We start from the raw sequence: 15,954 nt of genomic DNA on the forward strand, positions 1-15,954 counted from the left end.
AATAGTGTGACAAAGGGAGGTTTAAAGGTATGCGTGAAGCAGTCATTGTGGCAGGTGCTAGAACACCAGTAGGGAGAGCAAAAAAAGGAACATTAGCGAATATGCGCCCTGATGATCTTGGTGCGTTAGTTGTAAAGGAAACATTAAAACGGGCAGGGGATTACCAGGGGAATATCGATGATTTAATTATTGGCTGTGCTATGCCTGAAGCAGAGCAGGGGCTTAATATGGCAAGGAATATTGGGGCATTGGCTGGTCTTTCATATACAGTACCAGCAGTGACGATTAACCGTTATTGTTCATCTGGCTTACAAAGTATCGCATATGGCGCAGAAAAAATAATGCTGGGTCATTCTGAAACTGCTATAGCAGGTGGTGCGGAATCAATGAGTCTTGTTCCGATGATGGGGCATGTTGTTAGACCTAATGCTAGACTAGCTGAGGATGCACCAGAATATTATATGGGAATGGGGCATACAGCTGAGCAAGTCGCTCAAAAATTTAGTATTTCCAGAGAAGATCAAGATGCCTTTGCAGTAAGAAGCCATCAAAGAGCAGCAACCGCAATTAGTGAAGGGAAATTTGCTGAAGAAATTGTGACGGTTGATGTTCCCATTAGAACAGTTGATTCTAATCATAAACTTAGAGAGCGGGTTGTACAGTTCAGACAAGATGAGGGAGTACGCTCTAATACGACAGCTGAGGTTTTAGCAACGCTACGACCAGCTTTCTCTACAAAGGGTTCTGTTACAGCTGGTAACTCTTCACAAACTAGTGATGGTGCAGCGGCGGTCATGTTAATGGATCGAGAAAAAGCGGGCTCACTAGGGTATACACCAATGGCAAAGTTTCGTTCATTTGCTGTCGCAGGAGTGCCACCTGAAGTGATGGGAATTGGTCCAGTTGCTGCTGTACCATTAGCATTAAAATATGCAGGATTAGAGCTTTCAGATATCGGATTATTTGAATTAAATGAAGCGTTTGCTTCTCAATCCATACAAGTAATTCGGAAGCTTGGTCTGGATGAAGATAAAGTTAACGTCAATGGGGGGGCAATTGCGCTAGGACATCCACTTGGTTGTACAGGTACTAAACTAACGCTATCACTCATTCATGAAATGAAACGTCGCAATGAACAATTCGGTGTTGTCACAATGTGTATAGGTGGAGGTATGGGAGCAGCAGGTGTATTTGAGTTAATATAATAGATTTATAGGGAACTAAATTTAGTGCACTTTAACAATACTTAGACAATGGGGGAATTTTTTATGTCAAATACAACTAACTCTAGTCTTAAAGGTGGTAGCTTTTTAATTGAAGATGTTTCATATGATCGAATATTCACACCTGAGGATTTCACAGATGAGCATAAAATGATTGCAAAGACGACAGAGGATTTTGTTGTAAATGAAGTATTGCCTCATCTTGAAGATATCGAAAATCATCAGTTCGAAAAGTCAGTGAAGCTCCTAAAACAAGCTGGTGAACTTGGGCTATTAGGTGCAGATGTTCCTGAAGAATATGGTGGATTAGGACTTGATAAGATTAGTTCTGCGTTAATAACCGAAAAGATCTCAAGAGGAGGAAGCTTTTCATTATCCTTTGGTGCCCATGTAGGAATTGGCTCACTGCCAATCGTTCTGTTCGGCAATGAAGAACAGAAGCAAAAATATTTACCGGATCTAGCTACTGGGGAAAAGCTAGCTGCATATGCACTTACTGAACCAAACTCAGGTTCAGATGCACTTGGTGCAAGAACAACCGCAAAGTTAAATGCTGAAGGTACACATTATGTGTTAAATGGGGAAAAGCAATGGATCACCAACTCAGGATTTGCTGACGTCTTTATTGTCTATGCAAAAATCGATGGAGAGCACTTCTCTGCATTTATTGTTGAAAAGGAATATCCAGGTGTTTCAACTGGTCCTGAAGAAAAGAAAATGGGGATAAAGGGATCTTCGACAAGAACATTAATTTTAGAAGATGCGATGGTACCTAAAGAAAACTTATTAGGTGAACTTGGTAAAGGGCATGTGATTGCTTTTAATATATTAAACATTGGTCGCTATAAATTAGCTGTAGGAACAATTGGTGGTGCAAAGCGGGTAATAGACGTTTCTGTTCAATATGCAAACCAGAGACAACAGTTTAAAACAACAATCTCTCGGTTCTCACTTATCGGGGAAAAGCTTGCTAATATGGCAGCTAAAACCTATGCAATGGAAAGCTCAGTATATCGAACTGTTGGATTATTCGAGGATCGGATGAGCCGTTTAACCGATGAACAGATAAAAGATGGTAAAGAGGTAGCTGCATCAATTGCAGAATATGCAATTGAATGCTCATTAAATAAAGTATTTGGCTCCGAGACACTCGATTATGTAGTGGATGAAGGAGTTCAAATTCATGGTGGATATGGATTTATGGCAGAATACGAGGTTGAGCGTGTGTACCGAGATTCGCGTATAAATCGAATCTTTGAAGGTACGAACGAGATTAATCGTCTATTAGTCCCTGGAACTTATCTACGAAAAGCAATGAAAGGTGAGCTCCCTCTATTCCAGAAAGCTCAAAGCTTACAAGAAGAGCTAATGATGCTGATGCCTGAGGAGGTTGGTGAGGGCACTCTTGAGCAAGAAAAATATCTGCTGAAAAATGCTAAGAAAATCGGTGTGCTTATTGCTGGATTAGCGGCACAAAAGTATGGAAAGGAACTTCAAAAAGAGCAAGAGATCCTTGTCAATATTGCTGATATTGTAAGCAATGTGTATGCGATGGAATCGGCAATTTTACGCACAGAAAAAGCAATTGCGAAAACAGGAGAAGAGAAAAATAAACAAAAGCTTCTCTATACTCAAGTTTACTGCCAGGAAGCTTTCAATGAAATCGAAGCACATGCTAAAGAATCATTGATCGCAGTTGAATCAGGGGATTCATTAAGAATGATGATTTCGGCATTACGTAAGTTTACCCGTCATACCCCAATTAATGTGATTGGAAAGAAAAGAGAAATTGCAGCTGCAATAATCGATAAAAATGCGTATTTAGCATAAAACGAAGAGGTAAAGAAGACAATCGTTACTTTGGATTGTCTTCTTTCAATTTTTACGAAATGACAGAGTGTCTGAGTTATTTATAAAATGTATGAAATTAGAATATTTCTAATTAGGTTTGTATGAGTGGATATGATAAGATAAAGTTAAATGAAAATGTAGTTTGGGTGGTGATATGGTATGTCTTTAGATTTTTATTGGTATCCTAAATGTGGTACATGTCGTAAGGCGAAAAAATGGTTAGAAGAACACAATGTTGACTTTAATGAAATACATATAGTTGAGAATCCACCATCTAAGGAGGAACTTTCATCTTTTTATAAGAAAAGTGGTTTGGAGCTTAAAAAGTTCTTTAACACGAGCGGACAAAAATATCGCGAGCTTGGGCTTAAGGATAAATTAGCTACAATGTCTGAGGAAGAGATGATTGAATTATTATCTTCAGATGGTATGTTAATTAAACGACCAATTGCAGTTGGAGAAAAGGGTGTCACAGTTGGGTTTAAGGAAGAACAGTATGCAGAAAATTGGAAAAATTAAAAGATACTTCTTGCATACTCTGCTATAAACTGGTAAAACAATATTGACTAACTCAATAATTGTAATCAAGTAATTAGAATCTAGGTCATCCCTTGTATATGACAACTAAAAATTGAAATGAATGCTGGAGGTAATGAAAATGAACACACCAAAAGAACTTCGTTATTCTGAAGAACATGAATGGGTAAAAGTAGAAGGAGAAAAGGTTCGTATTGGTATTACAGATTTCGCACAATCTGAGCTTGGCGATATCGTTTTTGTAGAATTACCAGAGGTAGGCGACGAGGTTAAAGCGGACGAGCCATTCGGTAGCGTTGAGTCAGTGAAAACTGTATCTGAGCTATATGCCCCAATCAGCGGTAAAGTAGTTGAAATTAATGAAGATCTTGATGAAAGCCCTGAATATGTAAATGAATCTCCATATGAAAAGGCTTGGATGATTGTTGTAGAACCTGCTAATGTGGCTGACGTAGAGAATTTAATGACAGCTGAACAATATGAAGAAATGACAAATGAAGATTAATTAACATCCGACGAAGGACAGTACGTGGCGTTTTATGCACTACCATATCAGTGGAATGAAAAAAATCCCACTGAATGAAGTCATATATTAAGGACATCCTACAAATAGGTAAAGGAGGGTGTCCATATGTCTTTTGAAAAGCAACGTTTAGATATAACAGATCGAGTTGTAGGTAAATTTACTGATGGGCAATTAAATCTCTATCTTGAAAAAGAAATGATTGGCCAGATGGTATCAGAAAATAACTATGATTTAAAAACTGGCTATGAATTCAATAATAGTCGGTTTTATCAATTTGCAGATGTTATAACAGGATCAGATCAAAAATACGTTGACTGTGATGACGAAAATGGCTGGTGCTAGAAGCAGTGGATTGCTCCACTGCTCTTTTTCGCACATTGTTTTCCAAATGGTTGATGTTTTAAACACTTCACAGGCACTTGCGCTTTAGTTATGTGGTCGTTTCTTTCAAATCGTTTTTTCGGTAATTCGTGTTTATTTAAAGTGTTTTTTAATACCTTAAATAAAACTTAAGAAAAAACTTTTAATAAAAAGGAAACAACCTCGACAAATCGAATAGTTTATAGAAAAGACTTTTACTATAAAAACAGGTGATGTTTATGTCGTTAGTTGAGGTTGAAAAAGTGTTAATTGTCGAAGGAAAATCAGATAAAAAGAAAGTTCTAAATGTGTTAAACGAATCAATCGAAATTATCTGCACAAATGGAACGATAAGTGTAACAAAGCTTGATGAATTAATTGATGAATTATTTTTAAAAGATGTCTATATTTTGGTGGACTCTGATGATGCAGGGGATCGACTTCGTAAACAATTCAAGAGGGAATTTCCAGAGGCATCGCATATTTATATCGACAGAGCCTATCGTGAAGTAGCGACTGCACCAGATCACCATGTTGCTTCTGTTTTACTAAGTGCAAATATTGATGTGGATGCGAAATTTCTTTAGAAAGGTGTAACATTATTTAAATATGATTGAATGGGAAGAGAAACAGCTTACAATACAAAGAGATGGTCTAATGGTTTTCTATTTATACACTCCGATGTGTGGAACATGTCAAGTAGCTAAACGAATGTTATCTGTCGTAGATGAATTAGTTCCCGCTATTCACATCTATTCTGTTAACTTAAATTACTTTCCTAACGAGGCTAAAGAGCTTGGAATCGAAAGTGTACCTTGCTTACTCATTTATGAAAATGGCCAAGAAAAGGAAAAGATTTATGCGTTTCATTCAGTTGGATACTTACTTGAAAAAATAAAGCAATATTCCACTATTAATGGATAGGAAGCATGACCTATGATTCATAAAACAAATAAGATAGGTAGTATAAAAATTCAGGTAAGTCTTGCTAATATGACATATTTCTTGGGAAATATTAATAATCCCACAAATAATGAATAAATAAGCAGAAACTGTCGACTTATTAATAAAGGATTCTTCCGGGATTCAATGAAGTTATTAAATAGCTTGATTGATATCGGAGGTTTTTTTTATGTATATGACAACGTTTATTTCTAATTTTAATAAAGCTCGGTTTTTAACTCCAATACTTTTGAATCAAACTCTAATAGTAGAAATAAAACCTCAGCAAGAGATTAGTCATTTTATTGAACTATCATCAAAAGGGGCTAAAACGTTACATACTCAACCTTCGAAAATTGACTTTGTCATGGAAGGAGAAGGCTATGACCTCGAACAAGTATTATTAAACACTGTAAGCTTAAAGCAATTAATTGCTTTTGGGAAAATTACGATCAAAGGGTCTTATCGTAATTTTTTAAAATTCGAGGCAATCATAAAGTTAAGTTGATAAGGGGAAATCCTTGAATCTGAAGTTTGAAATCGTTTACTATATAGGTAGACTAATAGGTATAGAAATTTGCATCTTAGAATTCAAAACCAACAGTGAAGTATTTTTTGAAAAATACATCTTGTAATAGGAGGAGTTAAGATGCAAGAGAAAAATTACCGGCCAGAAACGGTCACAATTCACGGAGGGCTAAAGAAAGATTCAATGACAGGTGCCAGGTCTGTGCCTATTTATCAATCAAATGCTTACTTATTTGAGAATACTGAGCACGCAGCTAACCTCTTTGGTTTAAAAGAACCAGGATATATTTATACCCGAATTCACAATCCAACTTCAACTGTTTTTGAAGAAAGAATTGCACAGCTTGAAGGTGGCATAGGTAGCTTAGCGGTATCTAGTGGAATGGCGGCGATTACACTTTCGGTTTTAAATATTGCTGGAGCAGGTGATGAAATTGTATCTGCTTCAACATTATACGGGGGAACTTACAATCTTTTTGCAAATACTTTACCGAAATATGGAATAGATACAGTGTTTGTTGATCCCAAAAATCCTGAAAACTTCCGTTCTGCTATTTCACCTAAAACAAAAGCTATATTCGCTGAAACCATTGGAAATCCAAGTTTAGATGTACTTGATATTGAAGCTGTCGCGAATATAGCGCATGAAGCTGGGATTCCGTTAATTGTAGATAATACATTTGCTACACCTTATCTTTGCCGGCCGATTGAACATGGTGCAGATATCGTTATCCACTCAGCAACAAAGTGGTTATTAGGAAATGGGACAACTCTAGGAGGAGTAATCATTGATGGTGGGAAGTTTGATTGGAATAACCCTAAATTCCCTGGTTTTACGACCCCTGATCCGAGTTATCATGATCTAGTATATGCAGAAGCATTAGGCGAGCAGGCATTCATTATTAAAGCTAGAGTTCAATTGCTAAGAGACTTAGGTCCCGCAATTAGCCCATATAATGCATTCCAATTCACACTAGGTTTAGAAACTCTTCATGTTCGAATGAAAGAGCATGTTGCTAATGCTAGAAAGATGGTTAAGTATTTAGAGCAGCACCCTTCTGTTGAATGGGTTCTATATCCTGAACTTTCGGATCATCCTGCAAAAGATTTAGCAGCAAAATATTTACCTAATGGTGCTGGATCCGTTATCGTTTTCGGAATAAAGGGTGGACGAGAGGCAGGAGCTGCTGTTATTAATAATGTAGAACTGTGGTCACACGTTGCGAACGTAGGGGATGCAAAAAGTTTGATCATCCATCCTGCTAGTACAACCCATCAACAGTTAAGTACAGAGGACTTAAAAAGATCGGGTGTAACGGAGGACTTAATTCGCTTATCGGTTGGAATAGAGCATATTCAAGATATCATCGATGATCTTGATCAAGCTATTTACAAAGCAACTGGCGTTAAGGGAACCGAAAGTGTCCATATTTAAATATTGAATATAAAGGGATGACTTTCATGCAAAGTCATCCCTTTTTTAGTTGGAAATTATAAAATTCGTTGAACTGTGGATAAGCGCACGACATCCAGCTCCAGCGCCTAGCCCCTCGAGGTCATAAGCTAATTTAGAATTGAAGGCAAAAAACGCCTTCTATTCTAAATCATCTTATGCTTGTCGGGGCTGATCAAGGCGCTTGGGCTTTTGTTCTTGGAGTTATCCTATAATAGTTTATCACTAAAATAAAATGCAATTTTTAGAAAAAAGAGAATTTGTTTGACATGATTTTTAATTGCATGATACAATCACAAACGTACTTAAGCTCACTAAAATTTAATTTAACTTTAATTATATACGTAGTTCTCTTATCAAGAGAGGTGGAGGGAAGTGCCCTATGAAGCCCGGCAACCATCAACAATTGTTGAAGTGGTGCCAATTCACACAAAGCTGTTTAGCTTTGAGAGATGAGAGAAAGGACATTTTTGTGCCTTTCTGCTCATTGCAGAAGGGTTTTTTCTTTATCAAAATACTATATTGCAACATGAATTTTCCATAAAAGTGATAGATTGAAGTGAGGTATTCGAACTGAAAGAAGGTGACAACTTGATTACATTAAAGAATGTTAATAAAGTTTATCAAACAAAATCAGGTAATGTAACTGCTGTTAATAATGTGAATCTAAAAATTGATAAGGGTGAAATTTTCGGGATTATTGGATATAGTGGAGCGGGTAAAAGTTCACTAATCCGGTTGTTGAATGGACTAGAAAAACCAACCAGTGGTGATATTAGCGTTGCTGGTAGTCAAATAGATTCAATTGGTGGAGTGAAATTACGAAAAGCACGTTTAGAAATAAGTATGATTTTTCAGCATTTCAATCTTTTATGGTCTCGAACAGTGAGAGAAAATATTGCTTTTCCATTAGAAATTGCAGGTGTAAAAAGAGCTGAACGTTTGAAACGAGTGGATGAGCTGATCAAGCTTGTAGGACTTGAAGGTCGTGAGAATGCATATCCCTCACAATTAAGTGGTGGGCAAAAGCAACGTGTAGGAATTGCGCGAGCATTGGCTAATAACCCTAAAGTATTATTATGTGATGAAGCTACATCAGCTTTAGATCCCCAAACAACGGATTCTATATTAGATTTGCTTGTAGATATTAATAAACGACTTGGACTTACAATTGTGCTGATTACTCATGAGATGCATGTTATACGAAAAATATGTCATCGTGTAGCTGTGATGGAAAATGGGGAGGTAGTTGAAGAAGGGGATGTACTCGACGTTTTTAAGCATCCTAAACAACCAATTACTAAGCGCTTTGTGAAACAAGTTACAGAACCAGAGGAAACGAATGAAGTAGTGGCAAATCTTTTAGAGAATTATCCAAAGGGTAAGGTTATTCAATTAACCTTTGTTGGTGAATCAGCAGAACAACCATTGATAACAAATCTAATTAGAAAGTTTGCAATCGATGTGAATATTTTACAAGGGAAGATTTCACAAACACAAAGTGGATCATATGGAAGTCTGTTTATTCATTTAGATGGAGATGAACAAGAATTAAATCGAGCATTAGAGTTTATTTATAATCAACACATTGAGGTGGAGGTGATTGCCAATGCTTGAACAGCTTCTACCTGAAGTAGATTGGGAAAAGGTTTGGCTTGCAACAAAGGAAACAATCTATATGACAAGCTTATCGGTTGTGGCGACATTTATTTTAGGAATTATTCTAGGTTTACTGTTATTTTTAACAGCAAAGGGAAACATATGGGAAAGTAAGTATGTTAATAATCTAGTTGCAGGAATTGTTAACATATTTAGATCAATACCATTTATTATTTTAATTATTTTATTATTACCTTTTACAAAAGTACTTGTTGGAACAATACTCGGTGCAAATGCCGCATTACCAGCGTTAATAATCGGGGCAGCTCCTTTTTATGGGCGCATGGTCGAGATTGCTTTAAGGGAAATTGATAAAGGTGTCATTGAAGCTGCTAAATCTATGGGTGCTAAAACAAGCACAATTATTTGGAAGGTCCTTTTACCCGAAGCGATGCCAGCGTTAGTTTCTGGTATTACAGTTACCGCTATTGCGTTAATAGGGTATACAGCAATGGCAGGTGCTATTGGTGCTGGTGGATTAGGGAATCTAGCATTTATGGAAGGTTTTAACCGTGGGAATAATCAAGTAACATTAATAGCAACGGTTATCATATTAATTTTCGTGTTTATCATCCAAATTATTGGAGATATCATAACTAAATCAATTGACAAACGATAGGAGGAAGAACGATGAAAAAAGCTTTATTAGCAATTATATTTACGATTTTTACAACAGCACTTGTTGCTTGTGGTGGGGCGTCACAGGAAGGAACTGAAGGTTCCGAAGGAGAGGCAAAAACATTAAAAGTAGGTGCATCACCTGTACCACATGTTGAAATATTAGAAGAAGCAAAACCTTTATTAGAAGAAAAAGGGATTGAATTAGAAATCGTAGAATTTACAGATTATGTTTTACCAAATAAGACATTAGCAGAAGAAGAGTTAGATGCTAATTACTTCCAACATGAACCTTATTTAGAGTCTCAAATTGCTGATAATAATTATAAATTTGTGAATGCTGGTGGAGTCCATATCGAACCAATTGGTGTTTATTCAAAACGCCATAAGTCATTAGAAGATCTACCAAATGGAGCAAAAATTATTATGAGTAACTCTGTTGCTGATCACGGTCGTATGCTTTCTTTATTAGAAGAAAAGGGATTAATTACGATTAAAGAGGGCGTTGAAAAAACTGCAGCAACAATAGAAGATATTGCAGAAAATCCTAAAAATTTAGTGTTTGAAGCTAATATTGAGGCGCCAATGCTGACAAAGGCTTATGAAAATGATGAAGCTGATGCTATTTTAATTAACGGTAACTATGCACTAGATGCTGAATTAAACCCAGCTGAAGATGCAATTGCACTAGAATCACCAGAGAACAACCCTTATGTTAACCTAATTGTTGTTCGTGAAGGTGACGAAGACAGAGAAGAAATTAAAGCATTAGTAGAAGTATTACAATCAGAAGAGATACAAGAATTTATCGAAACAAAATACAAAGGATCTGTTATTTCCGCAGCAAAAAGTGAATAAATAGAAAAAGAGGCCGACATATTTGTTGGCCTTTTTTTGTTCTTATCTCGAAATTAAAAAATGCTTGTACTGCGGATAACACTTTGACATCCAGCTCCAGCGCCTAGCCCCTCGAGGTCATAAGATGATTTAGAATTGAAGGCAAAGAACGCCTTCTATTCTAAATCATCTTATTTGCCCGAGGCTGATCAAGGCGCTTGCGCTTTTCTTAGTAGGTAAGAAAGTTTAAAATTTTGTACTTAGTTTTGGTGTCTAGCTCCAGCGCCTATCGCCTATCAAACTTCAGATCATCTCCCTACGATAAGTCAACATCGGTTCGCTTCGCTTACCGTGTTTCCTTTATCTCAGTCGATGCTCCTCCAGTTTGTACGGCGATGACCAAGGCGCTTGCGCTTTCTTAGTAGCATACATTTTTTTATTTAAAGCATACTAACCGTGAAAAAATGCTGATTGGAGTTGTGAGAAATGGAACATATTCATGAACCGAGAAATTCAACTGAAGCTGCTTTACTCGAATTCAAAAGTGGTATAGGAACCTTTACACAAAAAATGCCAGAGATTGCACATCATTACAATGCATTTACTGAGGCTTGTTTTAAGGAAGGGAAATTATCACAAAAGCAAAAGCATTTAATTGCTTTAGGAATTAGTATTCAATCTCAAGATGAATATTGCATGGTCTATCATACTAAGGGCTGCCTAGATCAAGGAGCGAGTGAAGAAGAAATCTTAGAGGCAATTGGTGTAACTGCTGCATTTGGCGGTGGTGCAGCTATGAGTCAAGCTGTAACACTTGTACAAGAGTGTATAACGGAACTAAATCAATTAAAACAATAAAATCTGTTATAGAACCCAGGAATCTTTAGTGGAGATTTTTTCAATATTAATTGAAGCAAAATAATCTTAAGTGCGAGTAATCCAGAGGATGTTTGAGGAAATGTATAAAAACACGGTTTAATTTTACTAAATGAATAATAATCGATCTCACAAGATTGTCACATAATCTGACGCACTTTGAGTTATTTGAATATTCTTGATAAACTTTTTATGTAAATTAAAAGTTGAAAGGATTGATTCATTATCCACTCGAGTCAAGAAATGCTAGAACTCAACTACACAACTGAAATGGAAAAGGCAATGCATAATTCCCATGGCATTGGGTATGCTGAGTACTCACAAAAGCTTGAAAAAAGAATGGATGTAGAATTAAGTCGTGAAGAGGATTATCGCAAGAGTCAGTTGATTCATGCGGAAATCGAAAGAAGAATGAAAAAGTAAGCATTATTATGCTAAATAGAGAAATTGAAAGGACCAGTCGCAGACTGGTCCTTTTACATATATTAACTCAGGTGGGGTTATCCTTTTACAGAATGTTTTTTAAAAGGAAGTAAAAACTAATCTAGGTATGGAGGTAGATTCACAGATCAATGTGTTATATAGTAGAAAAAGGCTCTTTTCTCACTCTATATACATATTGATTTAATACAGCTAGTTATTTCAATCCTAGACAAAATTCGAGTCTATTCCTTAAAGGTTGTATTCACTTTTGATTTGTTATAAGATTAGAATGAGAATAAATTGAGAATAAGTAAACTTTATATATTATGGAGGTATAGTTATGGCAGGTTCTACATTAATCATTAAGGATTTACACGTAGAAATTGATGGGAAAGAAATTCTAAAAGGTGTAAATCTCGAAATAAAAGGCGGAGAGTTCCATGCGATCATGGGGCCTAACGGAACAGGTAAATCAACATTATCATCTGCAATTATGGGTCACCCGAAATATGAAGTTACTAGTGGAAGCATTACTTTAGATGGTGAAGATGTATTAGAAATGGAAGTAGATGAGCGTGCACGTGCTGGTCTATTTTTAGCAATGCAATATCCAAGTGAAATTAGTGGTGTTACGAACGCAGACTTCTTACGTTCATCAATCAATGCACGCCGGGAAGAGGGCGAAGAAATTTCTTTAATGAAGTTTATCCGTAAAATGGATGCTAATATGGAAGAATTAGAAATGGATCCAGATATGGCACAACGTTACCTAAATGAAGGTTTCTCTGGTGGAGAGAAAAAACGTAATGAAATTCTTCAATTAATGATGATCGAGCCAAAAATTGCGATTCTTGATGAGATCGATTCTGGTCTTGATATCGATGCTTTAAAAGTTGTAGCAAAAGGTATTAATAAAATGCGTAACGAAGATTTTGGTTGCTTAATGATTACTCATTATCAACGTTTATTAAATTACATTACACCAGATAAAGTGCATGTAATGATGCAAGGCCGTGTTGTGAAATCAGGTGGACCTGAGTTAGCACAACGCTTAGAAGCAGAGGGTTATGACTGGATTAAACAAGAATTAGGTATTGAAGACGAAACTGTTGGGCAAGAAGCATAAGCGCAAGGGGGAGTATAGGACGTATGGAAACGAAAACTTACAATCAGGACTATGTCACAAGCTTTTCAAAGCAGCTTGGTGAACCGGACTGGCTTACAGATCTTCGCTTACAAGCACTTGCAAAATCAGAGGATCTTCCAATGCCTAGACCGGATAAAACGAAAATAGACAAATGGAATTTCACTAGTTTTAAGGAACATATAGTTACTAGTGAAAAACTAAATTCTTTAAATGATTTACATGAAGATGTAAAAGCCTTAATTGATATTGAGTCAGCTAACAACAACTTATATGTTCAATTAAATAATACAGCTGCGTATACAACTCTTTCGAATGAGTATAAAGAGAAAGGTGTTATCCTAGCTGATATTCATACTGCTGCAAGTGAACATTCTGAATTAGTTCAAAAATACTTTATGAAAGATGGCGTAAAGGTTGACGAGCATCGCTTAACAGCTTTACATGCAGCTCTTTTAAATGGTGGGGTCTTCGTTTATGTTCCTAAGAATGTAGAAGTTGCTGAACCAATTCAAGCAGTGTTTGTGCATGATAATCCTAATACTACGCTATTTAACCATGTAATTGTGGTTGCAGAAGATAACAGTTCTGTTACGTATGTAGAGAATTACATTTCAACTATAAAAGATGTTGAAGGTGTCTTTAATATTATTACAGAGGTATTTGCTAATACAAATGCACGTGTAACCTACGGAGCAGTTGATACACTTGCAAAAGGTATAACAACATATGTAAACCGTCGTGGAATAGCTGGCCGTGACGCTCGAATTGAGTGGGCATTAGGGTTAATGAATGATGGAGATACAATTTCTGAAAATGTAACGAATCTAATCGGTGACGGTTCTTTCGGTGATACAAAATCAGTTGTTGTTGGTCGTGGAGAACAAAAGCAAAACTTTACAACAAAAGTTGTACACTTTGGTAAGCACTCTGAAGGTTATATCCTTAAACATGGTGTTATGAAGGACAGTGCTTCTTCTATTTTCAATGGTATTGGGAAAATTGAACATGGTGCTTCTAAATCAAATGCAGAGCAGGAATCTCGCGTACTTATGCTAAGTGAAAAAGCACGTGGTGATGCAAACCCAATTTTATTAATTGACGAGGACGATGTAACAGCAGGTCATGCAGCATCTGTTGGTCGTGTTGATCCAATTCAACTTTATTATTTAATGAGTCGTGGCATTCCTAAGGTAGAAGCTGAACGTCTAGTGATTCATGGCTTCTTAGCACCAGTAGTAAACGTTCTTCCAATCGAAGGCGTGAAAAAGCAGTTAGTTGAGGTTATTGAAAGGAAAGTTAAGTAATGAATATCACTGATATTCGTCAGCACTTTCCGATTTTGGATCAGCAAGTAAATGGTCGGGACCTAGTTTATTTAGATAGCGCAGCTACTTCCCAAAAACCATTAGCTGTTATAGAAGCACTATCCACATATTATCGTGAATATAATTCTAACGTTCACCGTGGGGTGCATACACTAGGTACAAAAGCAACAGATGGATATGAAGGAGCCCGTGAAAAGGTTAGAAGATTTATTGGGGCAAAATCTACACAAGAGATTATCTTTACCCGAGGTGCGACAACCGCGTTAAATATGGTTGCTCAAAGCTATGGTTTAACGCATGTTAAAGAAGGTGACGAAATTGTCATCACATACATGGAGCATCATGCTAATGTTATTCCTTGGCAGCAAGTAGCAAAAGTTACTGGTGCGACGTTAAAATATATTCCTTTACAAGAAGATGGTACACTTGATTTACAGGATGTTGAAGAAACAGTTACTTCTAATACGAAAATTGTTTCAGTCATGCAGGTATCAAATGTACTTGGTACAATCAACCCAATCAAAGAAATCGCTAAAATTGCTCATAAGCATGGCGCGGTTATGGTCGTTGATGGTGCTCAAAGTTCGCCACATATGAAGATCGATGTGCAAGATTTAGATTGTGATTTCTTTGCTTTTTCGGGTCATAAAATGTGTGGCCCAACAGGAATTGGGGCTTTATATGGCAAGAAAGAGCTTCTTGAAAAAATGGAACCAGTTGAATTTGGTGGAGAAATGATTGATTTTGTCGGTTTACAGGAATCAACATGGAAAGAGCTTCCTTGGAAATTTGAAGCTGGAACCCCAATCATCGCTGGAGCAATTGGTCTCGGTGCGGCAATTGACTTTCTTGAACAAATTGGCTTAGATCAGATCGAAGCATATGAACATAAATTAGCTCAATATGCGTTAGACCAACTAAGCCAAGTAGATGGTTTAACAATTTATGGACCAAAGCATCGTGCTGGATTAGTTACTTTTAATATAGAGGATGTTCATCCACATGATGTTGCAACAGTTTTAGATGCTGAGGGAATTGCTGTACGTGCAGGCCACCATTGTGCACAGCCTCTTATGAAGTGGTTAAAAGTTTCTGCAACAGCAAGGGCTAGTTTTTACCTGTATAACACAGAAGAGGAAATTGAAAAATTAGTTTCTGGTATCATTAAAACAAAGGAGTACTTCAGTAATGTCTAATCATATTAATCTTGACACTTTATACCGTCAGGTCATTATGGATCATTACAAGAACCCTAGAAACAAAGGGATTCTTGATAACAGTCTAACTGTCGATATGAATAATCCTACTTGTGGGGATCGTATCCGCTTAACACTGGATCTTGAAGATGGTGTGGTAAAAGATGCTAAGTTTGAGGGGGAAGGCTGCTCCATCTCAATGTCATCTGCATCGATGATGACTCAAGCAATTAAAGGAAAAACACTTGATAAAGCTTTAAAGCTTTCTGATATATTTTCGAATATGATGCTAGGAAAAGAGTATGATGACGATATTGATTTAGGTGATATCGAAGCATTACAAGGTGTAACTAAATTTCCTGCACGTATTAAATGTGCCACATTAGCTTGGAAAGCAATGGAAAAGGGCATTAACAGCAACAATGAATAAGTCATTAGGGGTATCCCTAATAT

The 15,954-nt window shown here is 36.7% G+C and carries 18 protein-coding genes and 1 riboswitch; all 18 genes read left to right on the top strand.

The window, feature by feature from the left end; genetic code table 11:
• The first annotated feature begins 29 nt into the window (after positions 1-29).
• The 18 genes from WCV66_RS07700 to sufU all read left to right on the top strand — a co-directional run bounded on the left by WCV66_RS07700 (position 30) and on the right by sufU (position 15,931).
• On the top strand, positions 30-1,205 hold the full coding sequence (locus WCV66_RS07700) for an acetyl-CoA C-acetyltransferase (RefSeq protein ID WP_338788532.1): 1,176 nt from the start codon (positions 30-32) through the stop codon (positions 1,203-1,205).
• A 63-nt stretch (positions 1,206-1,268) separates the two neighbouring features.
• On the top strand, positions 1,269-3,053 hold the full coding sequence (locus WCV66_RS07705) for an acyl-CoA dehydrogenase family protein (RefSeq protein ID WP_338788533.1): 1,785 nt from the start codon (positions 1,269-1,271) through the stop codon (positions 3,051-3,053).
• A gap of 180 nt (positions 3,054-3,233) precedes the next feature.
• Entirely contained in the window at positions 3,234-3,593 is a 360-nt protein-coding gene (locus WCV66_RS07710) for an arsenate reductase family protein (protein ID WP_338788534.1), read from the top strand.
• A 139-nt stretch (positions 3,594-3,732) separates the two neighbouring features.
• On the top strand, positions 3,733-4,116 hold the full coding sequence (gcvH, locus tag WCV66_RS07715) for a glycine cleavage system protein GcvH (protein ID WP_338788535.1): 384 nt from the start codon (positions 3,733-3,735) through the stop codon (positions 4,114-4,116).
• Between the two features lie 126 nt (positions 4,117-4,242).
• The gene (locus tag WCV66_RS07720; protein WP_066329914.1) at positions 4,243-4,479 is read left to right on the top strand and encodes a YusG family protein; all 237 of its coding nucleotides are present in this window, start codon (positions 4,243-4,245) and stop codon (positions 4,477-4,479) included.
• A gap of 257 nt (positions 4,480-4,736) precedes the next feature.
• Positions 4,737-5,084, top strand: coding sequence for a toprim domain-containing protein (locus tag WCV66_RS07725; RefSeq protein ID WP_066329919.1), 348 nt, complete (start codon positions 4,737-4,739; stop codon positions 5,082-5,084).
• Positions 5,085-5,106: 22 nt separating this feature from the next.
• On the top strand, positions 5,107-5,421 hold the full coding sequence (locus WCV66_RS07730) for a thioredoxin family protein (protein WP_066329920.1): 315 nt from the start codon (positions 5,107-5,109) through the stop codon (positions 5,419-5,421).
• Positions 5,422-5,629: 208 nt separating this feature from the next.
• Positions 5,630-5,947 (top strand): SCP2 sterol-binding domain-containing protein, encoded by a 318-nt coding sequence (locus WCV66_RS07735; protein ID WP_066329921.1) that lies wholly within the window; start codon positions 5,630-5,632, stop codon positions 5,945-5,947.
• Between the two features lie 141 nt (positions 5,948-6,088).
• Positions 6,089-7,402 carry an O-acetylhomoserine aminocarboxypropyltransferase/cysteine synthase family protein gene (locus WCV66_RS07740; protein WP_338788537.1) on the top strand — a complete coding sequence of 438 codons (1,314 nt, stop codon included), beginning with the start codon at positions 6,089-6,091 and terminating at the stop codon, positions 7,400-7,402.
• Between the two features lie 368 nt (positions 7,403-7,770).
• Positions 7,771-7,879: riboswitch (SAM riboswitch) on the top strand.
• Between the two features lie 132 nt (positions 7,880-8,011).
• Complete coding sequence (locus tag WCV66_RS07745; protein ID WP_066329925.1) at positions 8,012-9,037, top strand: methionine ABC transporter ATP-binding protein; 1,026 nt, start codon at positions 8,012-8,014, stop codon at positions 9,035-9,037.
• Positions 9,030-9,698 carry a methionine ABC transporter permease gene (locus tag WCV66_RS07750; protein ID WP_066329927.1) on the top strand — a complete coding sequence of 223 codons (669 nt, stop codon included), beginning with the start codon at positions 9,030-9,032 and terminating at the stop codon, positions 9,696-9,698. Before WCV66_RS07745 ends, WCV66_RS07750 begins: the two co-directional genes overlap by 8 nt.
• 11 nt (positions 9,699-9,709) lie before the next feature.
• Complete coding sequence (locus WCV66_RS07755; protein ID WP_338788540.1) at positions 9,710-10,555, top strand: MetQ/NlpA family ABC transporter substrate-binding protein; 846 nt, start codon at positions 9,710-9,712, stop codon at positions 10,553-10,555.
• 465 nt (positions 10,556-11,020) lie between these two features.
• Positions 11,021-11,392, top strand: a complete 372-nt coding sequence (locus tag WCV66_RS07760; RefSeq protein WP_066329940.1) for a carboxymuconolactone decarboxylase family protein — start codon at positions 11,021-11,023, stop codon at positions 11,390-11,392.
• Positions 11,393-11,653: 261 nt separating this feature from the next.
• The gene (locus WCV66_RS07765) at positions 11,654-11,833 is read left to right on the top strand and encodes a hypothetical protein (RefSeq protein ID WP_066329942.1); all 180 of its coding nucleotides are present in this window, start codon (positions 11,654-11,656) and stop codon (positions 11,831-11,833) included.
• Positions 11,834-12,173: 340 nt separating this feature from the next.
• A complete protein-coding gene (sufC, locus tag WCV66_RS07770) occupies positions 12,174-12,959 on the top strand; it encodes a Fe-S cluster assembly ATPase SufC (RefSeq protein ID WP_066329944.1) in 786 nt (261 codons plus the stop codon).
• Positions 12,960-12,982: 23 nt separating this feature from the next.
• Complete coding sequence (gene sufD, locus WCV66_RS07775; RefSeq protein ID WP_066329946.1) at positions 12,983-14,284, top strand: Fe-S cluster assembly protein SufD; 1,302 nt, start codon at positions 12,983-12,985, stop codon at positions 14,282-14,284.
• Positions 14,284-15,501, top strand: coding sequence for a cysteine desulfurase (locus tag WCV66_RS07780; protein WP_338788542.1), 1,218 nt, complete (start codon positions 14,284-14,286; stop codon positions 15,499-15,501). The genes sufD and WCV66_RS07780 overlap by 1 nt, the downstream gene beginning before the upstream one ends.
• Complete coding sequence (gene sufU, locus WCV66_RS07785) at positions 15,494-15,931, top strand: Fe-S cluster assembly sulfur transfer protein SufU (RefSeq protein ID WP_066329948.1); 438 nt, start codon at positions 15,494-15,496, stop codon at positions 15,929-15,931. Before WCV66_RS07780 ends, sufU begins: the two co-directional genes overlap by 8 nt.
• Positions 15,932-15,954 lie beyond the last annotated feature (23 nt).

This window comes from Metabacillus rhizosphaerae (assembly GCF_037201795.1).
Taxonomy (GTDB): Bacteria; Bacillota; Bacilli; order Bacillales; family Bacillaceae; genus Metabacillus; species Metabacillus rhizosphaerae.